Genomic DNA, 21,736 nt, shown 5'->3' with positions numbered 1-21,736 from the left:
ATCAATCCACAAAGGCGATCCGCGAAAGCAGGTCGCGCAAGGTGTCCTGCTCGGCCTTGCTGAGCTGCTCCATCGCCATGGCTTCGCCCTTCGCCGTTTCCAGGCGCGCCTTCTTGTAGAGCTTGTGCCCCTCCGGCGTTGCGCTGATGACCTTCGAGCGGCGATCGTTGGGGTCGGCCTGGCGCTGGACGAATCCGCCCTTTTCGAGCTGGTCGACCAGCGGCACGATCTGGCTCGGGTCCAGCGAAAGGAACTCCGCGAGCTCGCGCTGGGTGGGGGAGAGGTCGCTGCAGGCGAGCGACAGCACCGAGTAGGAGCGGACCTTCAGGCCCAGCGGTTCCAGTAGTCCGTTGGCGCGCGCCGAACCCAAGGAGCGCGTGCGTGCGGCCAGGAACTCGATTTCCCCTGCCAGCTCGCAGTCCAGGAACCGTTCAATCCCGCTGGCTATGGTGCTCGACTTGGGTGGCATGAAGGCATCTCCTGGATATTAGTGAAAAACTTAATCGTTGACTTTTTCAAGAGTTTAAGTTGTTATGTATCTAAGCAAGGTTCCCATGTGCAAGGCCGCGGGGGCAACAGCAACCTATGAGGGAGTAAACGTGTCACTTGAAGGAAAAGTAGCAATTGTCAGCGGCAGCGGCCGCGGCCTGGGCCTGAGCTACGCGCAGGAACTCGCCCGCCAGGGCGCCGCCGTGGTCATCAACGACGTTGACGCAGGCGTCGCCGCCGAGGCCGTCGAGTCGATCACCGCAGCAGGCGGCAAGGCCGTTGCAGTCGTCGCACCGGTGGGTTCCACCGAGACCGCCAAGGCATTGGTTGCCGCGGCAGTACAGAACTTCGGCCGCCTCGACATCCTGGTCACCAACGCCGGCGTGCTGCGCGACAAGTCCATCCTGAAGATGACCGACGAGGACTTCGACCTGGTCATCAACGTGCACCTGCGCGGAACCTTCACCTGCGTCCGCGAGGCCTACGCCTACTTCAAGGAAAACGGCATTGCCGGGCGCATCATCGCCATCGGCTCGCCCACCGGCCAGCGCGGCAACTTCGGCCAGACCAACTACGCCGCCGCAAAGTCCGGCATCGTGGGCATGGTGCGCACCTGGGCCCTGGAAATGAAGCGCGCGGGCGTCACCGTCAATGCGGTCATCCCCGTTGCGGCAACCGCCATGACCAAGACCGTTCCGTACTTCGCCAAGGCCGTCGAGGCCGAAGAGCGCGGCGAGGCAATGCCCGACTTCTTCCGCAAGACGCTCGGATTCGGCACTTCGGACGACGTTGCCGGCCTGATCGCCTTCCTCGCCTCCGACGCCGCCGGCAACATCAACGGCCAGGCCATCGGTGCGGGCGGGGACCGCCTCCAGCTCTGGAGCCACCCGGAAGCCATCGAGTCGGAGTTCAACGACGGCGGCTGGGACTACGCAACCTTGCAGGAACGCTTCCCGTTTGCCGGGAATCTGCAGTCGGTCGGCGAGAACTTCCCGGAGCTTCCCGCCGAGCTGCAGCCCGAACCGGCAGCCAAGTAGAAAAGCCGGGACCATGGGCATCAAGTACGAATCGCGGATAGACCTGACGGCCATCACGGCCATCGACATGCACGTGCACCTCGAGGTCGACGACTGCGGCCACAAGGCCATGCCGGAGGACCTCTTTGAGGCCTCGGCCGCCTACTTCAAGTCCGCCGAGCGCACCCCGTCGGTGGACCGGATCGCAGAGGTCTACCGCGAGGCGAAGATGGCTGCCGTGCTGTTCACCGTCGATGCCCGCACGGCGCTGGGTCATGCGCCGAACTCGATCGACGACCTGGTCGCCGGGGCCGCACGGAACAACGACGTGTTGATCCCCTTCGGCTCCGTCGACCCGCGCACGGGTCCGGACGCGATCGCCGAGGCGCGCCGCCAGGCCAACGACCTCGGCGTGCGCGGCTTCAAGTTCCACCCCTCGCTGCAGGGTTTCGACCCCTCCAGCGAGGAGTTCCGCCCGTTGTGGGCGGCGCTGGAGGAACTCGGCCTGCCGTGCATCTTCCACACCGGCCAGAACGGCATGGGCGCCGGACTTCCCGGCGGGCGCGGCATCAAGCTGCGCTACTCCAACCCGCTGCTGCTCGACGACGTCGCCGCCGACTTCCCGGGCCTGACCATCATCATGGCCCACCCCTCCGTGCCGTGGCAGGACGAGGCAAACTCGATCGCCACGCACAAGGCCAATGTGTTCATCGACCTCTCGGGCTGGAGCCCGAAGTACTTCCCGGCCTCGCTGGTGAAGATGAGCAACAACGTGCTTTCGACCAAGGTGCTCTTCGGGACCGACTACCCGCTGATCACCCCCGAGAAGTGGCTCGGTGCCTTCGCCGAGCTGCCGCTGAAGGACGAGGTCCGCCCGCTGATCCTCAAGGACAATGCGGCGCGCGTTCTGGGACTGACGGCATCATGAGCCAGTTCTATCCCAGCGACCAGCTCGGTTTCGCCGCGCTGCTCAGCGACGCCGAACGCGCGGCGCTGCTGCGTTTGCGGACGGTGTTGGACGAGCACGTCCGCCCGGTCGTGAACGAGTACTGGGAGCGCGGGGAATTCCCCGAACAGATCACCGGCCCGCTCGTCGGGCTGGACATGATGGAACCGGCCGAGGTCCTGGCCGCCGGGGAAAAGGTCCGCGGACTCTTTGCCGGCTTCCGGAACTTCGAACTGGCCCGCGTTGATGCCTCGGTCGCCACGTTCTACAACGCGCAGTCCGGGCTCTTCAGGACCACGGTGAACCTGGGCGGCAGCGAGGAGCAGGCGGCCGAACTCGACCCGAGCATCAGCTCCTACGACCTCAAGGGCGTGTTCGCGCTGACCGAACCGGAGCACGGCTCGGACATCGCCGGCGGACTCGAGACCTCGGCGACCTTCGAGGACGACGAACGGGGCGGCTCTTGGGTCATCAACGGCGCCAAACGCTGGATCGGCGGCGCGGCGCAGGCCGATGTGCTGGCGGTTTTTGCCCGCGACACCGCCGATGGCCAGGTCAAGTGCTTCCTGGTTCCCACCGGGACCGAGGGCGTGCGGTTGTCCAAGATCCAGCGCAAGGCATGCCTGCGGATCATGCAGAACGCGGACATCGATCTTGTCGACGTGCGGGTTCCGGACTCGGCGCGGCTCGCGCGCATCAATTCGTTCGCGGATGTCGCGGCTTGCCTGCGCAACATGCGTTCGGATGTCGCCTGGATCGCCACGGGTGCCGCCGCCGGCGCCTACGAGGCGGCGTTGAAGTACGTCTTGGAACGCAAGCAATTCGGCAAGCCCCTGGCGTCCTTCCAACTGATCCAGGAAAAGCTCGCGCAGATGCTTTCGAACGTCACGGCCTGCCTTGGAATGGTCGTGCGGCTCACCGAGCAACAGGACCATGGGCTGTACAAGGACGAAAGTTCGGCCATGGCCAAGATGTTCACCGCCAAGATGCTGCGCGAGACCGTGGCGCTTGCGCGCGAGATCTGCGGCGGCAACGGCATCGTGCTCGACTACGACGTCGCCCGCTTCCATGCGGATGCCGAGGCCATCTATTCCTACGAGGGAACACACGAGATCAATGCGTTGATCGTCGGCCGGGCCGTGACTGGCATCGGTGCCTTCCGCTAAGTACGCGGGCACAAGACTTCATTCATCACTTTCCAGCACCAACAAATTACAGGAGGGTCCCCATGGGCCAGACAGTTCTTTCTTACGAACAGCTCGCAAACGCCGCAGGCACCGACCTCGGCTACAGCGAATACCGCGTGGTCACCCAGAACCAGGTCAACACGTTCGCCGACGCGACCGACGACCACCAGTGGATCCACACCGACCCGGAAAAGGCCAAGGACGGCCCCTTCGGCGGTCCGATCGCCCACGGCTACCTTTCGCTGAGCCTGCAGATCGCCTTCTGGTCCGAGCTCTTCGACGTCACCGGTGTCTCCACCCGCGTGAACTACGGCCTGGAGAAAGTCCGCTTCCCCGCCCCGGTTCCGGTGGGTGCCAACATCCGCATGAAGGCGCTCATCGCCGAGGTCGAGGAAGTCAAGGGTGGCTACCAGATCGCCGTCGACCAGGTCGTCGAGGTCGAAGGTGCCGCCAAGCCGTCCGTCGTCTCGCGCGGCATCTACCGCTTCTACGCCTAAATGCAGGGTCGAAGACCGGGGTGGCTTCAAATGCTGCCCCGGTCTTCGACGCGCCCTTTTGCGATGCAGGGCTTGCGCCCGCCGGCTTTCGATGTGCCCAAAAAGCAACAAAAAAACAACCGTTGATTATTTCAATAATTGCGCTTAGATTGATTCGTGTGGCGCAGGCCACAAATTTTTGGCGGATGGGGTAGCGACTCCGGGGCCGCACCACTACCACTCAGGAGAAATCATGAAGAAGCAATTCACCGCGATTGTCACCGGGGCAACAATTGCCGCATTCGCACTGACAGGCTGTGGCGGTGGCTCGCCATCCGGGCAGGCAGCTGCGGAAACGGGTGCATCCGGTTCTGCCGGGCTGACCAAGGTGGTCGTGGGTGTCCTTCCCATCGCGCCTTCGGTCGCGGTGAAGTACGGGGTCGACAAGGGAATCTTTGAGAAGCACGGCCTTGACGTTGAATTCACCACCAGCTCCGCAGGCGCTGCCATGCTTCCTGCGGTTTCCACCGGTGATTTGAACTTTGCCGTAGGCAACCCGCTCTCGGTGCTTACCGCCGTGGACAAGGGGCTCGACATGAAAATCGTCACCGGCTACTCGAACTCCAAGGCCGAGGGCGATGACATCAACGGTGTGGTCGTCCGCGCCGATTCGGGCATCAATACCTTCGCCGACCTCGCCGGCAAAACCACGACCGTCAATGCGCTCAAGACCCAGGGTGACCTGACCATCATGGAATCGGCGGCCATCGACGGCGCCGATCCGGCCGCACTGAAGTTCAGTGAAATGCCGTTCCCGGACATGGAAGCACAACTCGAACGCAAGAACGTTGATGCCATCTGGGTGCCGGAACCGTTCCTCTCCAAGGCCCTTGCCAACAAGGACAACAAGCTCGTCGGCTACCCTAACCAAAAGGCAATCCCGGGCCTTCCCACCATGGTGAGCTTCACCAGCGGCAAGTTCGCCCAGGAGAAGCCCGAGGTAGTCGCCGACTTCAAGGCGGCAATGACCGAGACTCTGGCCGCTGCCGAAGCCGACCAGGCCGGCGCGAAGGCAATGCTGCCGGACTTCATGAAGATGGATGCCATGGTTGCCAAGAACCTCAAGATGGAAACCTGGGACGGAACCGTTCCGGCAACCCAACTTGACGCACTTGGGCAGCTCGCGGCCAAGCATGCATTCCTCTCCAAGGCCCCCGACGTCGCGGGCCTGACAATCAAGTAACCAAGAAAGCTAGAAACCGTTGTGCCGGCCTGCGGGCCGGCACCCAAGAAAGGCACCAATGCTGAACCAAGGGCTTGGTAGTTGGATCCACAAGCGCCGCATCAAGTCACGGGACCATGCGGCCATCGTTGACCGCGATGTGTCCCTGAGCTATGCCGATTTTGCGGTGCGGGTCGACAGGTTGGCCAATGCATTGACGGATCGGGGAGTGGCAAAGGGGTCGCGCGTTGCCTACCTCGGCAACAACCACCCTGCATTCCTTGAAACCCTCTTCGCCTGCGGCAGCATTGGTGCCATTTTCGTTCCCCTCAACACACGGCTGGCACCGCGCGAGCTGAACTACGCGCTGAACGACTCAGGCAGCGCGGTGCTCATCAACCCGGCGTCCCTCGATGGGCTGGCTGCGGATTCCCTGCCGCAGAGCCCCGTCGAGCACCATCTGGTGGTGGAGGATGTTCCGGGTGCGGATTCGGCCTACGAACGTGCGCTTGAGGCCGCAAGCAGCGAGCACCGGGACATCGCGGTGGGCCTGGAGGACCCGGCCATCATTCTCTACACCTCCGGAACCACCGGCCAGCCCAAGGGTGCCGTGCTGACCCATGGCAACATGACGTGGAATTCCTTCAACGTCATCATCGATTACGACGTGACAAGCGACGCACGGGCACTGATGATTGCACCGATGTTTCATGTTGCGTCCCTGGGCATGGGGGCATTGCCGACGCTGCTCAAGGGTGGAACCCTGGTGCTCCAGGATCGCTTCGAGCCCTCCGCGGTGCTTGCCGCCATCGAGAGACATTCGATCACCTCGCTTTCCGGCGTTCCCACCACCTTCCAGTTGCTTGCCGAGCACCCGGCGTGGGAAGGATCCGACATTTCCTCGCTGCGCATGCTCACCTGCGGCGGCTCTGCCGTCCCTCTGCGTGTACTTGAGGCCTACGAAGAGCGCGGCCTGGGGTTCTCCGGCGGCTACGGCATGACAGAAAGCGCGCCGGGGGCCACCTCGCTGCAGGCTGATCGCTCACGCGACAAGATCGGTTCGGCAGGTTTGCCGCACTACTTCACCGACATCCAAATCATCGATCCACTGGGCAACATCCTTCCGGCCGGTGAAGTGGGGGAAATCCTCATTTCGGGCCCGAACGTGATCGGCGAGTACTGGAACAGGCCGGAGGCCAGTGCCGAAGCCTTCACCGAAGGTTCATGGTTCCGTTCCGGAGACATGGGCCACCTGGACGACGAAGGGTTCCTCTTCATCTCCGACAGGCTCAAGGACATGATCATCTCAGGTGGGGAAAACATCTATCCGGCCGAGGTGGAGCAGGCCATCATGCAGCTCGACTCGGTGTCGGCCGTCGCCGTCATCGGGATCCCCGATCCCAAATGGGGCGAGGTGCCTCGTGCCGTGGTGGTGCCGGTCGAAGGCATGCAGGTGACAGACGCCGAAATCCTCGAACACCTCACCGGGTTGCTGGCTCGCTACAAGATTCCCCGCTCGGTGGTGCTCGCCGAGGATCTGCCGCGCACCGCGAGCGGCAAGATTCGCAAGTCGGACCTGCGGATGACCCATGGCGGAAAAATCGCCACCGACCAATTGCTTCAGGGAGGGTGACAACGATGACACAGGTAGTTCAAGAAAGGCCGCGAGCCAAGAGCCTTGCCCAGGCACCGCGCGTGAAGTCCAAGGGGCTGCCCAAGGCAGTCCTGGGGCTCGTTGGCGTCGTGGTGTTCCTGGGACTCTGGGAACTGCTGCCGGTGCTGGGCATTGTCCAGGCAAAGTACCTGCCTCCGGCCTCCGAGGTCCTGACGGCGCTGACCATGGACCTGGGCATGACGGCCTTCTGGGTTGCCGTGGGCGACACCATGACAGCCTGGGCCATCGGCCTTGCCATTGCCGTGGTCCTCGGGCTGGTGCTGGGACTGGTCATCGGCATGTCGCCGTTCCTGCGACGCTTCACGAACTCCACCATCGAGTTCCTGCGCCCGATTCCCTCGGTCGCGCTGATCCCGTTGGCCGTGCTGCTGTTCGGCATGAAGATCGAGTCCTCGCTGCTGCTGATCATCTACGCCTGCTTTTGGCAGGTGCTGATCCAGGTGCTCTACGGGGTTGCCGACGTCGACAACGTCGCCATGCAGACGGCCCGCTCCTACGGGTTCTCCTACTGGCAGCGGGTGCGGGACGTGGTCTTCCCAACCATGCTTCCCTACCTGATGACCGGCATCCGGCTGGCCGCGTCCGTGACCCTGATCCTTGCCATCACCGCCGAGCTGCTCATCGGTTCACCTGGGTTGGGCAACGAGATCACCCTGGCCCAGTCCGGCGGCGCCATCGCCGGGATGTATGCGTTGATCCTGGCCACCGGCTTCCTCGGGGTGCTGATCAACGTAGTCACCCGTGTTGTTGAAAAACGCGTGCTGTCCTGGCACCCGTCCGTCCGCGGGGAGGCAACGCCGTGAAAACACTGAAATCAATCGGCTACCTGCTGGGCCTGCCGCTGATCCTGCTGGCCTGGTGGTGGATCGCAACCTCCGGTGCCACGAACTTCTTTGTCCCGACCCCGGCGCAGCTCGCTGAAACGTTCGTCGAGACGTGGATGGGCGAGCGCCTGCTCACCGACGTGCTGCCGAGCGTGATCCGCCTGGTGGCGGGCGTGCTGGCGGCGATCGTGCTGGGCATCGGCCTGGGCCTGGCCGTCGGGTTGAACCGCACCATGCGGGCGCTGACCGAGCCGGTCTTCGAGTTCTTCCGGGCGCTGCCGCCACCGGTGTTGGTGCCGGTGCTGATGCTGCTGGTGGGCATCAACGATGGCATGAAGATCGCGGTCATCATCTCCGGCTGCATCTGGCCGGTGCTGCTGAACACCATCGAGGCCGTCCGCTCCATCGACCCGGTGCAAAACGAAACCTCACGCTCCTACGGGATCTCCGGCTTCAACCGCATCCGCTACCAGGTGCTGCCCTCGGCAACCCCGACCATCATGGCCGGCGTGCGCCAGTGCCTGTCCATCGGCCTGATCCTCATGGTGATCTCCGAAATGTTTGCCTCGTCCTCCGGGCTGGGGTTCACGATCGTGCAATTCCAGCGTTCCTTCGCCGTTCCGGAAATGTGGTCCGGCATCGTGGTGCTGGGCCTGATCGGCGTGGCCTTGTCCTTTGTCTTCCAATGGTGTGAACGACGCGTCCTGCGTTGGTACCACGGCCTGAAAGAGGTTGAAAATGCAGTCTGAAAACCCGACGTCCCACGCCGGTGGGCGTACCCTGCCCGAGGGCGAGGCACTGCTCTCGGTGCGCAACCTGAAAAAGGTCTACCGCACGGATGCGGGCGACATCGAGGCCGTCCGCAACCTGACCTTCGACCTGGGCCGCGGCGAGCTGGTGTGCTTGGTCGGCCCCTCGGGCTCGGGCAAGACGACGTTGCTCAAGTGCATTGCCGGGCTGCTGGGCTCCACCGAGGGCGAGGTTCGCCTGGACGGCCAGGTCATCACCGGGCCACCCAAGAAGATGGCGGTGGTGTTCCAGGAGTACGGCCGTTCGCTGTTCCCGTGGCTGCGGGTGGCCGAGAACGTCGAGCTGCCGCTGAAGAACGCGGGCGTGCCCAAGAACGAGCGCAAGGTGCTGGTCGAGCAGGCGCTGGAGGCCGTGGGCCTGGCCCACGTGCCCAAGTCCTACCCGTGGCAGCTCTCCGGCGGCATGCAGCAGCGCGTGGCGATCGCCCGCGCCGTGGCCTACCAGCCCGAGGTGTTGCTGATGGACGAGCCATTCGCGGCCGTGGATGCGCAGACCCGCGCCGACCTCGAAGACCTGATCCGCAGCGTCTGGAAGAAGCTGGGCGTGACCGTCCTGTTTGTCACCCACGACATCGACGAGTCGATCTACCTGGGCGAGCGCGTCATCATCCTCTCCTCCTCGCCCACCGTGGTGCAGGAGGACATCGTGATCGACCTGCCGGCCGAACGCGACCAGCTGGAAACCCGCTCGCTGCCGCGCTTCACCGAGCTGCGCCACCACGTGTACGCGGAGATCCAGAAGGCCAAGCAGGGGCATCGCCCGGAGGAAGCCATCACCATGGTGGTGAAGTAGGCACCTGGCGGAACATGTTTAGCGCCGTTGTCCGTCATTTCCATCCTTTGGAGATGGCGGGCAACGGTGTTCTCTTACGGTGACCTTTACGGAGCATTGGTTCAATGCCTGCTACAAACTCGGCTATTCAACCGACAACCCCGAACGGCGGTCGGAGAACGTGGAAGCGGCAATCTTTCGTCCGGCCGCAAACTTTGCCGGCGCGGGCCCGCTGCCGTCGACCAAATCCGCAAGGATCCTGCCAATGACCGGGGTGAACTTGAACCCGTGCCCGGAGAACCCCGCCCCGATGACGATGGGTCCGATGCGGTCGAGGATGAAGTCCTCGTCCTCGGTGTTCGTGTAGGTGCAGCTGATCTCAGTGAAGGAGTCTGCGTCGACGCCCGGCAGCCATTCGCGGGCGTAGTCCTGCAGCGCGCGCCGCTGGGCAGGCTCGGCCGCGAAGCTTCGCCTGTCGGGGTCGGTGATCGCACCCGTCCCGTGCCAGCCTGCCTTCACTCCCTCGCCCGGGGTGAACATCCCGTACACGGGGGAGTAGGCGTTCTCGAACCCCGGTGACCCGGGAACCAGCGCGTGGTTGAAGCCGGGCCACACGGCATTCCCGTCCGCGGGAGCGAAATGCAGCGGCTGTTCCTGCGTGACGGTCAATTTCGGAATGGTAAATAAATCACCTAGTAGATGTTTCGACCATGCTCCGGCGGTGACCACCACATTGCGTGCGTGGAGCGTTTCGGTCCCCGAGCCCGACTCGAGGGTCAAGATGACGTGGTCATCGGCGAGGATGCGCAATTCCAGCAAGCGTACGCCGTGCCGGATGTGCGCGCCGGCCTCCCGCGCAACCTGCTGGAAGCTGGGCAGCGCCAGGTCCGGGTTCAGCTGGCCGCCGTCGGGCATATGCAGCGCGGGGCCGTCGAACCTGATGCCGCGCCAGCGCGCGGAGGCCTCACCCGCTGTGAGTTCCTCGGCGCGGATACCGGCGCGTGTCAGCACCTGCAGGGTTTTGGCCTGGACCGCTGGGGCGCCGTGGTTGACGGTTCCGGTGCGTGCGATTTGCTCCATGCCGCACTGCTGGCCCAGCAGTTTCCACAGGTCCAGCGATTCGCTGAGCATCCGCACGTACGTCGGATCGGCATAGCCGAAGTTCAGGTTGCGGGTGATCCCATGTGAGGCACCGAGTTTGTGCCCTGGATCGAATTGCTCAAGGAGCGTCACGTCGCGGCCGCGCCCGGCCAGCGCCCATGCCGTCGCCGAACCCATGGCGCCGCCACCGATGATTATCGTGTCCAGCCTCGCTGCCATCGTCTATCTCCTGACTGTTCCAGATGGTGTTGAGTCTATTTGCTCTTGTCAGGAAGGTACCGGTCAATGAACTGCCATGACGCCCGGCCCCAATCGATCTGGCGCCAAATGCTGGTTCGTTTGGCACGGTTGCCGGAAACCGTGGCGTGGCAAGCTGGTTGCTCGTGGCATTTGGTGGTTTTTCCATGATTCCTTGGCCAGAAGTGGCATGGGCGACTTGGTTTGAAACTTTGGAATTGACTCGTGTGTCAGCGGCTCAAGGCTATTCATGTTCTATTAGGATCGGAAGATTGAACATTAGCTTCATCGAATTGCATTAAGCATTCATCTATTTCCAATCCAAGCTGGAAGTAACCGTATGCCCGAAGATCATGAGTCATCCGTGGATTACTCTCTGCACGCGGTGCCACTGCACCCGGCGACCCGAAGGGACCGGCTGAAGTCGACCATTGGCGCGGCCTCGCTGGTGTTCTGTACTTCCATGATTGGTGCCTTTGGGCTGCTAGTACCCTCCGGAACCAAGCATTTTGATGTGAGTGTCAGCGCCTACTTGATTCACTACACGCTCTTGGCAGGCGTGAGTGCGCTCATGTTTGGTTTTCTGGGCAAGTACGCGCAAAAGTACGGCATCCGCAGATTCGTGATCATGGGTGGATTTTGGACCACGATCTGCATCTTTGCCATGTCAGCAACCACCAACATCTACGTTTTTTATGTATTTTCCATGCTGCACGGCATCGGCTGGGCGGGCTGCACACTGATTGCCGCAACGATCGTTGTAAACGGGTGGCACGTTCACAAGCGTCGCGGCTCGGTTTTGGGTATTGTTATGGCTTTCATGGGCCTTGGCGGATTGTTGTGGGGCCTCGTCCTTCCCGCAATTGTGACCGAACATGGGTGGGCCGGAGGCATGCGCACACTGGCGATAGCGGCCTTCATCCTCCTGGTTCTCCCTGGGATTTTCCTCATCAGGAACCCCCCGAGCGCAACAACGACCTCGGAAATCATGGCGCCACGGGTTTCGCCTGTGCTCTCACTCCGGGCAGCAGGGCTCACGGCACCCGTGGCGCTCCTGATGATCGGGGCATTCGCCTTGGCGCTGGACGGGGGAGTCGTTCAGGTTCTCCCGATGCTGTTCCAAAACAGCGGCGTCGACGCCGCTAGGGCAGGCATCCTTGTTTCTTTCTCGGCAATCTGCGGAATCATGAGTAAGCCTGTTCTTGGGATCATCTATGACAAGCTCGGCGTGCGTAGCGCCTCGGCTATTGCGGGGCTGGCCTTCATTATCGGATTCCCGTGGCTCACCCTGGCTTCAGGATTCACAAGTTACCTCGTGATCATTCCGCTAATCTCACTCGCACTGACGACTTTTACGGTCATGGTTCCCATGGTGATTTCCGACGCCGTTGGACCGCAACGTTTCAGCGTCGTCTACGGACGAGTCATGATGGTCTGCTATTTGGGACTCGCCGTGGCGACTCCGCTGTGGGGGCTCAGTTTCGACGTGACAGGCAGCTTCGATCTCGCGCTCATCAGTGCAGCCGCCATGGGAGCCATCGGGATGGTTATTCTTCTGATTGGGTTCAAGAAGGCTCGCCAAAAATCGGATCGGTCCATTGACGTCGAGCTGCCTAACGGTGCAGCGATTGAATAGCGAGTCGAACGACAAGAGCACTTAAACGTGCTGTGGGACTGTCGCACCGCGACAGTCCCACAGCTGGGGTCTTGAAGTTGAATGCTATGCCACGGGAACGGTGACACGTCCGAGTGCGCGGGCCTTGAGCGCCTCGTATTCGTCGGCGCTGATGACGCCAGAGTCGAAGAGTGCCTTGGCCTTGACGATTTCGTCGCTCGGGCTGGTGTTGGCCACGTTGCGAATGTAATCCTCGGTTGCCACGGCGTTCTGGGTGGCGTTCTGGTAGGCACGTTCGGCCATGCCCTTGCCGCGGGCAATGAGGTAGACCAGCGAGGTGATGAATGGAACGAAGATCAGCGCAAAGAGCCACAAGGCCTTCCACCAACCCTTCAGCTCACGGTCACGGAACAGGTCCGCAATGATCGAGAAGAGTGCAATCAGGTACGCAATGAAAATGAATGCGGAAACGAAAATCCAGATGATGTTCCAGAAGCTTGACCAAAATTCCATGATGATAGTCCTTCCGGCTCCTCAAGGAGCCTAATACCCCGAGTCAGTCGAGGGACGATGGGTGATAAACCACTTGTTCTTCATTCTTGGCGATCGAGGTCAGCCTGACCACGTTTCACCAAAAACAGGCGGTCATTTTCACCAGTAGGTGATGACACTGCGCCGGTTCCGGGAATCGCAAGTGCGGCTGCTTAGCTAATTGGCTTGGGCTGTGCGGCCTTGGCATCGCGTTCGGCCAACCGCTTTTTCAGGAAGATCAGCGGCAACAGCCATCCGCCGAGTGTGGTGGTCATCCAGACCACCAGTGATGCGAGCACCCAGGTGGTGAATCCGGTGATCACCAGGCCGTCGGGGAAGATACTCGCGATGATGAGGGCTGCCAGCGTGGAGAGCAGGCCGATGCCGCCCAGCGCCGCGGGTGCATAGCGATTCGAGAGCCGGAAGATGAAGGGTTCAAGGATCGACTGGGCCAAGGCAAAGACGACCGTTGCCACCAGGAAGCCCTTGGGCTCGAGCTTGAACTCCGGGAGGATCCACGACGCGACCAAGAGGCCCAAAGCTGCCGTGCAAATGTAGATTGCCGCTCTGATGAGAAAGATGATCATGGAGCCGATCCTAGGTAGATGGTTTGGGGTGGGCGATGGCTTTTCCCCCGAGGGGTCCAAAGATCACCAATTGCGGATGGGTTTGCGGTTCCCGGCGTTAGCGCCGGGCCCGCCACCCGTCGACGGCGTCCATTGCCTGTTGCAGCGAATCCCCGATCCGGTCAGTGGCGATGAAAACGTGTTCGGCCCCGATCCGGGTGATGGCCCCGGTTGCCACCAACTGGTCGTAGACCTTGGAGCTGACCCCCGCGAGCATCAGCACCGCGCCGGCGGATTCCAGGGAGCGGGCGTACTGCTCAAGGGTCTTGATGAACGTGCTTCCCAGCTCGTCCTTGCCGCGCAACCGGATGACCACCGCGGTTCCGTGCGCATTCCCGGTGACCTCGGGCAGCTGCTTTTCGAAGACCGGGGCCGCGGCGAAGAACAAGCTGCCGTAGGGCGCCAGCACGACCATGTCATTGGGTTCGAGTTCGCGCGGAGGCTCCACCTCGGTGGGTAAAGCGCGTCTCTTCTCGAAGACCCAGCGGCGCACCACAATGCGGTTGGAGAGGCGCGTGACGTGCAAGACCACGGCAAGCCCGACACCGGTGAGAACCGCATACTGCAACGGGATCAGGAGCGTGAGGACAAACGTCACCGTCAGGACCGTTGCCTGGATGGGCCCGGTCTTCCACACCATGACCACATCGTGGATCTTGAGAGTGCGGACGCCGACCAAGATCAGCAGACCAGCCAGTGACGGCATCGCAACGAAACCGATCACCGGTCCGAGCGCGACGATGCAGATCGCCATGACCACACCGGCCGTCAGGTTTGCCAGGGCCGTCTTGGCGCCGGCCGTGCGCACCAGCGATGTCGAGGACATGGAACCGCCCACGGGCATGCCCTGGAAGAGGCTCGTGGCCAGGTTGGCGATTCCCTGCCCGCGGAAGTCCGCCGAGGCATCCGGGTAACGTCCATCGGGGTTCGGGATGGAACCGCTGATGGCGGCGCCCTGCACTAGGCCGACCAGCGCCAGCGAGAAGGCCGGAATGATCATGGAGCCAACCAGTGCGAAGTTGGGCAGCTGCAGGCCCGGCAGCGCATTGGGAACGGTGGCCACGCCGTTGAGCAGTGCCACCTCGGTGCCGATGAAGGGTGCGGACAGCAACCCGGCAAGCCCGGATCCTGCGATGACGGCAACCACCATGGACAGTGCGCCGAGGCGCGTGCGCTCGAGGAGGAGCACCAGGGCGATCGTGACCGCGCCGACCAGGCAAGCGGGCAGGCTGAACTGCAGGAAGTTGACCAACGTGTCAAAGGCCCTGACGATGCGGTTGGGACCCTGGCTTTCGTAGCCTGTCAGGTTGTCGAACTGGCCAAGGATGATGTTGATGGCCACCGCGTTGATGAAACCAACCAGCACCGCGGTGGGGATGAACCGCACCAGCGAACCGAGCTTGGCTAACCCCAGCCCCAACATGATCAGGCCGGTCAGCAGCGCCAGGGTTGCCAGTGCGGCACCGGCCTGTTCGCCGCTTTGGGTCTGCGGGATGTCGGAGATGACCACTGACATGGCCCCGGTGGCCTGTACCGTCATGAAGGCCGAGCCCGTGGCCAGAGACCCGCCGATGGTGCCCAGGAGATATCCGTAGAGGCCATGCAACGGGTTCACTCCCGCCAGGAGCCCTGCGGCGAGCCCGTCCGGGACGCTTTCGATTCCGAGCACCAGGCCGGCCTTGACGTCGGACTTCGCGGTCTGGCGGTTTCCGAAGCGTTTCAGGTAGCTGCGCAACCCGGCGCGTGCACGGGTCAGGTCTAGATCCATGGAAGCGAGGCCAAGCCCTTCTGGATTTGCGTGAAGGCAATGAGCGCCAGGAACACTGCGCTGAGCGTGCCATTGTGCTTGGCGATCCAGGTCCGGATCTTCGCCAGGACCGGTGCCGCCTTCTCACCCTGGGTGAGCACCAGGTAGACCGGGATCCCCATGGGGATGATGCTCAGAAAGATGAATGCTGCCAGGAAGACGGCGGGCGCCGGGGACTGGAGGCCGCCCAAGCGGATATCCAGGGCAGCGACGAACGCGCAGGAAACGTTGATGGGGTTCAATAGGAAAATGCCCAGCCCCAAGGCCAGCGAACGGGGTGCGGTGAACGTTTCGACGGAGTTCAACCAGCCCGGCAATTGCGGGGCCGCGGCGATCACCTCCTCGGGGGTGCTGGCAGCGGCCATCACTGCGATCTTCACCCGCGAACGCCGGTAAGTCCACACGGCTCCCACGCCAATGAGGACCCCTGCGACCAACCGGGTCACCGCGACCCAGTCGGCGGGTTCGGCCTTGACTTTCAGGTCGATCCGTCCCAGCAGCCAGTAGGCGAAGAACACGGCGAGGACCACGGCGCAGGACCAACCGATCAGGTACATCAGGCCATTGGCCTTGGCGTTGCGCGAGAGCAACACCGCGATCAGGGCGATGACGGCCAGCGGGCTGGCAACGACTCCAAGGAGTACCGGGACCAGGTCCCAAGCGAGTTCGATCATGGCCTACCTTTCGTTGTTCGTGCTCTGTGGTTCGGCCTGTTCGCGATGCGCCAGCGCCGCGACCGCCTCGCGGTTGGTCGCGAACTCGCGGGTGCCTTCGACCAGTTCGAGGCCGGCGAACTGTTTGCGGAGTCCCGGACGCATCCGGGTGTATGCGAACCCGATGCCTTCGTCGGCCAGCTTGCGGATCGACTCGCGCAGGGCATCGGCACCTGTGACATCGATGTCGCTGACAGCTTCCAGGTCCAGCACCACGAACCGGGGACGGGCCCCCTCGTCATCGGAGAAACCGGAGATACGGTCGGCGAGCAGGGCGCCGTTGGCAAAGAAGATTGGGGCCGCGATCCGCAGGACCACGACGCCGGGGGCCGTTTCCCGTGCCCCGGATGCGGACTCGGTCAACGACACCGTTGGATCCGCGGAACCGACCAACACGTCGATCGTGGGATGCGCCGAACGCCGCACCAGGTTGATCAGTGACAGCACGAAGGCGAACAGCAGGCCACCGAGCGGGCCCACCACCAGGACACCCAGGAAACACGCCATCGCGATGCCGAATTCGGAGCGGGAGGCACCCCACAGTTCGCGCAGCTCCTCGAGGCCCAGCAGCTTGAAGACCGCCACCGCAACCACCGCGCCAATGGCGGGCGAGGGGATTTGGGCCAGCAGCTCGGTGCCGAAAAGCAGCAGGAGCAGGGTTCCGCCGGCCAGCACCAGGGATGGCAGCTGGGTGCGGGAACCGGCCTGCTCCATGGCCGCGGTGCGGGAGGTGGAGGAGCCAACGGTGAAGGAGCCCGAGAGGCCCGAAGCCACGTTCGCCGCACCAAAGGCGAAAAGGTCCTGGTTTGAGTTGGTCTTGTATTTGTTTTTCTCGGCGTAGGAGCGGATGACCAGCAGGCCCTCGGCGACGGTCACCAGGGTCAGCGCGAGCGCGGACGGGATCAGCGCCAGCCAGTTGGCCAGGTCCAGGCGCGGGAAGGAGAACTGCGGTGGGCCGGCCGGGACCTCGCCGAGCACCGCGACTCCCTTGGCTTCCAGGGCCAGCCCCGCGGTCGCGAGTGTCCCGAGGACCAGGACCACCAGGGCCCACGGCACCACGGGCAGGTAGCGACGCCCGAGCAGCAGGATGGCCAGCGACACCAGGCTCATGATCGCGGCCCAGGGATTCAGCCCTCCCAAGCCTCCGAACAAGACCACCAGCTGGACGAAAAACTCTTCGCCCGACTCAAGCTTCAGTCCGAGCATCTTGGCGAACTGGCTTAACAGGATTTCCATCGCCAGCCCGCCCACAAAGCCGACGAGGATGGGCTTGGAGAGGAAGTTGGCCAGGAACCCAAGTTTGAGCCAAGCGGCGAGGAAGAGCAACAGGCCGCTGAGGATTGCCTGGGCCGCAGCCATGGCCGCGAAATTTTCCCCGGCAACCCCCAACCCCACCAGCGAGGAAAACACGAGGGCGGCAGCGGCCGCGTCGGGCGAGGCAACTACCTGGCGCGAGGAGGCCAGTAAGGCGTAAATGACGGTGGGGACGATCAGCGCGTACAACCCTGCGCTCGCCGGAAGCCCGGCGATCTGGGCGTAGCCGATGTTCAGGGGCACCGAGATGGCCAGCAGCGTGACGCCTGCCATGGCCTCACGCGTCGCGTTCTTCCGCGTCAGTCCCTGCAAAGGTCGGTTCATCGAAGGAACCCTTCTCTTGTTTCCATGCCAAATGCCCCGCCGGTTGGCGCGCGTGCGTACGATGCGTACTTCCCAGCTTCGGCGAGGAGCCACCCGGACGGGAACCTTCGGCGGGGTATTTCATCAGTTGGTGATGATCCGCCAGTGCGCGTGACAAGGCAGGATCTAAGCCAGTGACCGCGACTAGGAGTGACATGATGACCAGCAGCGGGACCCCGAGCCCGTCACCCGAACATCGATGGGTGCGCCTGCCCGGCGGGCGCTTCTCGATGGGGTCCTATGACTTTTATCCGGACGAAGCCCCCGTGCACCAGCGCACGCTCCCGGCGTTCGAAATGACGAGCGGGCCGGTGACGAATGCCCAGTACGGACACTTCGTCGAGCAAACCGGCTATGTGACGGTGGCCGAACGCGGGCTGGATGCGCAAGCCTTCGCACACCTGCCGGCGAGCGAGCGACTCCCGGGATCCCTGGTCTTCGCGCCCACCGGAGGGCCAGTGGACCTGAGGGATTGGCGGGCTTGGTGGTCCTGGGTCCCGGGTGCGCAATGGCGGCACCCGCTCGGGCCCGACAGCAACCTGGCCGGGAAAGGTGGCCACCCGGTGGTGCAGGTCGCCCACGAGGATGCCCTCGCCTATGCGCGGTGGCTCGACGCCCGGCTGCCCACCGAGGCCGAACATGAATTCGCGGCGGGCGGCGGAATGACGCCAAATCCCTACGCCTGGGGGAGGGACCGCGATCCCGCGGGCGTGGCCATGGCCAACACCTGGCACGGGCGTTTTCCCTATCTGAATTCCGGTGCGCGTGGTTGGGTGGGCACCTCGCCCGTTGGCGCGTTTCCGCCCAACGGGTTCGGCCTCGAGGACTGCATCGGAAACGTGTGGGAGTGGACCGGAGACCTCTACACCGATTCGCATGCTCAGGTCGCGGGGATCGAGCAGGAGCATGGTAACGGGGCAGCAAACTGCCAGGGCTGTGGTGGTGCGGATTCCGGATCCGGAATTCCCCGGCGTGTTCTTAAGGGCGGATCGCACCTGTGTTCCCCCGAGTATTGCCTGCGCTACAGGCCCGCGGCGCGCTCGGCCCAGGCGGAGGATTCGGCCACGAGCCATATCGGTTTCCGTTGTGTGAGGGACCTGTTCTGAGCTGAGCATCCGAAGGTAAACAAAAGTACATAATATGGAAAAACCCGGTGCGGTGGCTGGCAATTTCCCGTTCAGTCTATGGTTTTCCTTGTAGAATCTGCCCCATGGATGCATCTCCAATCACCGAGTGGACCCCTCGGCCATGGTTCCTGGTCTCTGCGCCCCGCGTCAACACCGTGGTGTTGCGGCGCCCGCGGATTGAGAAGCTGCTCGACGATTTGACCTCTGGACACGCTGTCACCCTCGTCGCAGCCCCCTCGGGGTATGCGAAATCCTCCGTGCTCGCCTCCTGGGTAAAGCACGCTGCCAGGCCCAAGGCATGGTTGACGTTGACCCCTGCCGGTGGCGCCAGCGACGAACAGTTATTGCACGGGATCATCAGTGCCCTGCATCGGATCGCCCCGGACACCGATGTCCGGGATTCACTGGCCATAGGCGCACTATTCCCCGACCCGACCGGGGCCGAAGCCACGCTCGAGAGGATCGCCGAGACGGCCATGTCGTTGGTGGAACCATTGGTGTTGGTCATCGACGATGCGCATCATGCCGGGCCGGCGCTCGCCCAGGGACCGGTAGGCATTCTCGCCGAAAACTGCGGGGGGATGCTTCGTTTCGTTCTCGCCGGATCAGTGGGACTGGCAACCTGGTTCAATCGTTCCCTTGCCTCCGGGGTCGCCGGTCACCTGGGTCCCGCGGAACTGGCGCTCACCGCCACGGACATCGTGGCCGAGATCGCCGATGGCCCAAAGCCCTCCGGGGCCGAGCGCGAGGCGTCCGAGAAGATCCATGCCGATACCGGGGGCTGGCCCATTGCCGTTCAAATGGCGCGGATGGGAACCGGACAGGGGATCCTGCCGCATCATCTGGAGGCCGGCGAGATGATGACCGAGTACGTGGCGTCCTCGGTGCTGGGCCGGTTGCGACCGGAACTTGCCGACTTCATCCTTGCCGCAACCACCTGTCAACATCTGGACAGCGATCTTGCCGCGGTGTTGACCGGGAACCAAAACAGCACATTGCTGCTCGAGGAATGTGCGAGGCAGGGCATTTTCGTCGAGCGCTACGTGGATGAAACCGAAACAACCGTTTACCGGTGGCAACATCTTTTCGCCAAGCAATGCCGCATCCTCTTGGGCAGGACCAACACCGCCCGATCACGCGCCTTGAACCGTGCTGCCGCCACGGCGTTGGCAGGGCGTTTCCCCCTGGAGGCAATCAAGCACGCCATGGTGTGTGGCGACCGCGAATTGGCGATGGACATCTTGCGCAGCGCATGGTTGCGGATCGTGATCGACTCGGGGGCCGGTGCGCTCCATTCGCTCTGCCTGAGGCTTGACACCGAGCTGGGGTCCTGCACGGAGGTGCTGCTGGTGCGTGCCTGCTGCCTTGATGCGCTGGGCGATACCAAGGGTTCCATGTTGCTGCTTGACAGGGCGCGCGCCGCGGACCGGGAAACGGGCGAGGGGAAACGCGCCTCGGCCGGGACGTGGGCCTTCGCGGAACTTTTTCTCTCGCACGACCCGCAGGTCCTTGCCGCGTCATCGGATGCCGCCCAGCTGGCCATGCGGGAAGAAAACGTCGATTCCGTCGCGCATACCTACCGGCAGTTTTACGTCGGCTGGACGGAGTTGCGTTTGCGGCGCAATCCCGCCGAAGCCGTCAGGCTCCTGCGTTCGGCCTTGCGAGATGCGGAGAATGCCGGGCTGAAGACCCTGGCGTCCCGCATTCGGGCGAACCTCATCTTTGCCCTGTCCTTCGGGGGGAACCTGACGGCGGCCCGGGCCCTGATGGACACCACCCACGAGGCTCTCCCGGAGGCGCTGGGCACCGAGTGGAACCACTACGACGGCGGGATCGAAATCTTTGCCCGCGGATACACGGATTACTGGCAGGACCGGATCCCCGAGGCCAAACACAACTTCCTGGAAATGACCCGGCGCGGAGGGCACCAAAATTCCTACACGGCCCTGGCCCGGGTCTACCTTGCACTGTGTGCCGCAGCCACTGGGGACGCACGGGAGATCAGCGACGCGGAGACGCACCTGGCGGGCATCGGCCAAAGCGCGGTGCACGGGGTGCCCTGGAATATCTACGGGACGATCGCCGCGGCGAGCCTTCGAGTCGCGTCCGGAAACGAGGCTGCGGGGCTGGCCCTGCTGGCCGGAGTGCGCGAAACCCAAAACATCCCCGTGGTCCTGACGCACAGTGCCGAGATCTACCGGATTGCCGGGCGCCACACCGAAGCCATGGCACTGCTGGCGGGCATTGAAAAGGCGGGCATGGTCTCCTACGTGGCCGTCAGCGCGCTGGTCACCTCCGCCGTCATCTCGCGCGAACGCGGTGACCGCGAAGAGGCCCACCGACAGCTGGAAAAGGCGCTTGATGTGGCTGCACCGCAATCGATCGCCAGGCCGTTTGCCGGCAAGGACACGGGGCTTGCGGCATTGCTGACCGAACACGCGGTCTGGGGAACTGCGCACGAGGGGTTCCTGGCCTCGCGGATTACGCACGCCGACGAAGGCGTGTCGCGGCACTCGATCCTCGGATCCCGCCTGACCTCCCGCGAACTGGAAGTCTTCGGATACCTGCGCACCACCATGACGGCGGAGGAAATCGCCGCGGCACTCTTTGTCTCGGTGAACACCGTGCGCACCCACCAGCGCTCGATCTACCGCAAGCTCGGGGTCGGCACCCGCCGCGAGGCCATCAAGTACCGGCCCTGAGCCCCTGATCCTCTCACCAACGAAGGATGGTTTTTCGCGTTCGGCCTGTACAGGCGTCGCTCCGCCAGTCAAGGCTGGAAGCAGGGCCTCTCGGGCACACCGAACGCACCGCGGGGCCCGGTGGTGTAGTGCCACCTCCGCCGAAGCGAAGGAGCAAGATGTCTGAGCCCAACCCCGAATTCGC

Annotated in this window: 19 protein-coding genes; 12 read left to right on the top strand and 7 right to left on the bottom strand. The window is 63.4% G+C overall.

Going from position 1 to position 21,736, the window contains the following annotated elements:
* Window position 1: 1 nt before the first annotated feature.
* Window positions 2–469 carry a MarR family winged helix-turn-helix transcriptional regulator gene (locus ACFY5D_RS10670; protein ID WP_387528960.1) on the bottom strand — a complete coding sequence of 156 codons (468 nt, stop codon included), beginning with the start codon at window positions 467–469 and terminating at the stop codon, window positions 2–4.
* Between the two features lie 130 nt (window positions 470–599).
* Here ACFY5D_RS10670 and ACFY5D_RS10665 point away from each other — a divergent pair, with 130 nt between their 5' ends.
* The 9 genes from ACFY5D_RS10665 to ACFY5D_RS10625 all read left to right on the top strand — a co-directional run bounded on the left by ACFY5D_RS10665 (window position 600) and on the right by ACFY5D_RS10625 (window position 9,437).
* Window positions 600–1,526 (top strand): SDR family NAD(P)-dependent oxidoreductase, encoded by a 927-nt coding sequence (locus ACFY5D_RS10665; RefSeq protein WP_387528957.1) that lies wholly within the window; start codon window positions 600–602, stop codon window positions 1,524–1,526.
* A gap of 13 nt (window positions 1,527–1,539) precedes the next feature.
* The gene (locus tag ACFY5D_RS10660) at window positions 1,540–2,433 is read left to right on the top strand and encodes an amidohydrolase family protein (RefSeq protein ID WP_387528954.1); all 894 of its coding nucleotides are present in this window, start codon (window positions 1,540–1,542) and stop codon (window positions 2,431–2,433) included.
* Window positions 2,430–3,617 carry an acyl-CoA dehydrogenase family protein gene (locus ACFY5D_RS10655; RefSeq protein ID WP_387528952.1) on the top strand — a complete coding sequence of 396 codons (1,188 nt, stop codon included), beginning with the start codon at window positions 2,430–2,432 and terminating at the stop codon, window positions 3,615–3,617. Before ACFY5D_RS10660 ends, ACFY5D_RS10655 begins: the two co-directional genes overlap by 4 nt.
* Before the next feature lie 62 nt (window positions 3,618–3,679).
* The gene (locus tag ACFY5D_RS10650) at window positions 3,680–4,135 is read left to right on the top strand and encodes a MaoC family dehydratase (protein WP_387528949.1); all 456 of its coding nucleotides are present in this window, start codon (window positions 3,680–3,682) and stop codon (window positions 4,133–4,135) included.
* A gap of 232 nt (window positions 4,136–4,367) precedes the next feature.
* Complete coding sequence (locus ACFY5D_RS10645; RefSeq protein ID WP_387528946.1) at window positions 4,368–5,357, top strand: ABC transporter substrate-binding protein; 990 nt, start codon at window positions 4,368–4,370, stop codon at window positions 5,355–5,357.
* A 58-nt stretch (window positions 5,358–5,415) separates the two neighbouring features.
* Window positions 5,416–6,969 (top strand): long-chain fatty acid--CoA ligase, encoded by a 1,554-nt coding sequence (locus ACFY5D_RS10640; protein ID WP_387528943.1) that lies wholly within the window; start codon window positions 5,416–5,418, stop codon window positions 6,967–6,969.
* A 5-nt stretch (window positions 6,970–6,974) separates the two neighbouring features.
* Window positions 6,975–7,814 (top strand): ABC transporter permease, encoded by an 840-nt coding sequence (locus tag ACFY5D_RS10635; protein ID WP_387528940.1) that lies wholly within the window; start codon window positions 6,975–6,977, stop codon window positions 7,812–7,814.
* Window positions 7,811–8,584: an ABC transporter permease gene (locus ACFY5D_RS10630; protein WP_387528937.1), complete on the top strand. Its 774-nt coding sequence runs from the start codon at window positions 7,811–7,813 to the stop codon at window positions 8,582–8,584. The genes ACFY5D_RS10635 and ACFY5D_RS10630 overlap by 4 nt, the downstream gene beginning before the upstream one ends.
* Window positions 8,574–9,437 carry an ABC transporter ATP-binding protein gene (locus ACFY5D_RS10625; RefSeq protein WP_387528934.1) on the top strand — a complete coding sequence of 288 codons (864 nt, stop codon included), beginning with the start codon at window positions 8,574–8,576 and terminating at the stop codon, window positions 9,435–9,437. Before ACFY5D_RS10630 ends, ACFY5D_RS10625 begins: the two co-directional genes overlap by 11 nt.
* A gap of 123 nt (window positions 9,438–9,560) precedes the next feature.
* Here the strand turns inward: ACFY5D_RS10625 and ACFY5D_RS10620 are convergent, their stop codons facing one another.
* Entirely contained in the window at window positions 9,561–10,736 is a 1,176-nt protein-coding gene (locus ACFY5D_RS10620; RefSeq protein WP_387528931.1) for an FAD-dependent oxidoreductase, read from the bottom strand.
* Window positions 10,737–11,118: 382 nt separating this feature from the next.
* Between ACFY5D_RS10620 and ACFY5D_RS10615 the strand changes: the two genes are divergently transcribed.
* Complete coding sequence (locus ACFY5D_RS10615) at window positions 11,119–12,390, top strand: nitrate/nitrite transporter (RefSeq protein ID WP_387528928.1); 1,272 nt, start codon at window positions 11,119–11,121, stop codon at window positions 12,388–12,390.
* A gap of 84 nt (window positions 12,391–12,474) precedes the next feature.
* Here the strand turns inward: ACFY5D_RS10615 and ACFY5D_RS10610 are convergent, their stop codons facing one another.
* The 5 genes from ACFY5D_RS10610 to ACFY5D_RS10590 all read right to left on the bottom strand — a co-directional run bounded on the left by ACFY5D_RS10610 (window position 12,475) and on the right by ACFY5D_RS10590 (window position 17,684).
* Window positions 12,475–12,882, bottom strand: a complete 408-nt coding sequence (locus ACFY5D_RS10610) for an SHOCT domain-containing protein (RefSeq protein ID WP_387528925.1) — start codon at window positions 12,880–12,882, stop codon at window positions 12,475–12,477.
* Between the two features lie 191 nt (window positions 12,883–13,073).
* Window positions 13,074–13,487 carry a phage holin family protein gene (locus ACFY5D_RS10605; RefSeq protein WP_387528922.1) on the bottom strand — a complete coding sequence of 138 codons (414 nt, stop codon included), beginning with the start codon at window positions 13,485–13,487 and terminating at the stop codon, window positions 13,074–13,076.
* 97 nt (window positions 13,488–13,584) lie between these two features.
* A complete protein-coding gene (locus ACFY5D_RS10600; protein WP_387528919.1) occupies window positions 13,585–15,294 on the bottom strand; it encodes a SulP family inorganic anion transporter in 1,710 nt (569 codons plus the stop codon).
* Window positions 15,285–16,007, bottom strand: a complete 723-nt coding sequence (locus ACFY5D_RS10595) for a GAP family protein (RefSeq protein WP_387528916.1) — start codon at window positions 16,005–16,007, stop codon at window positions 15,285–15,287. Before ACFY5D_RS10595 ends, ACFY5D_RS10600 begins: the two co-directional genes overlap by 10 nt.
* Window positions 16,008–16,010: 3 nt before the next feature.
* Complete coding sequence (locus ACFY5D_RS10590; protein ID WP_387528913.1) at window positions 16,011–17,684, bottom strand: SulP family inorganic anion transporter; 1,674 nt, start codon at window positions 17,682–17,684, stop codon at window positions 16,011–16,013.
* 194 nt (window positions 17,685–17,878) lie between these two features.
* Here ACFY5D_RS10590 and ACFY5D_RS10585 point away from each other — a divergent pair, with 194 nt between their 5' ends.
* Window positions 17,879–18,829: a formylglycine-generating enzyme family protein gene (locus ACFY5D_RS10585; protein WP_387528910.1), complete on the top strand. Its 951-nt coding sequence runs from the start codon at window positions 17,879–17,881 to the stop codon at window positions 18,827–18,829.
* A 104-nt stretch (window positions 18,830–18,933) separates the two neighbouring features.
* The gene (locus ACFY5D_RS10580; protein ID WP_387528908.1) at window positions 18,934–21,552 is read left to right on the top strand and encodes a LuxR C-terminal-related transcriptional regulator; all 2,619 of its coding nucleotides are present in this window, start codon (window positions 18,934–18,936) and stop codon (window positions 21,550–21,552) included.
* Window positions 21,553–21,736: the final 184 nt, after the last annotated feature.

This window comes from Paeniglutamicibacter sp. NPDC012692 (assembly GCF_042901625.1).
Lineage (GTDB): Bacteria > Actinomycetota > Actinomycetes > Actinomycetales > Micrococcaceae > Paeniglutamicibacter.
The sequence above is the reverse complement of the archived record's forward strand: the minus strand, read 5'-3'. Positions and strand labels throughout refer to the sequence as shown.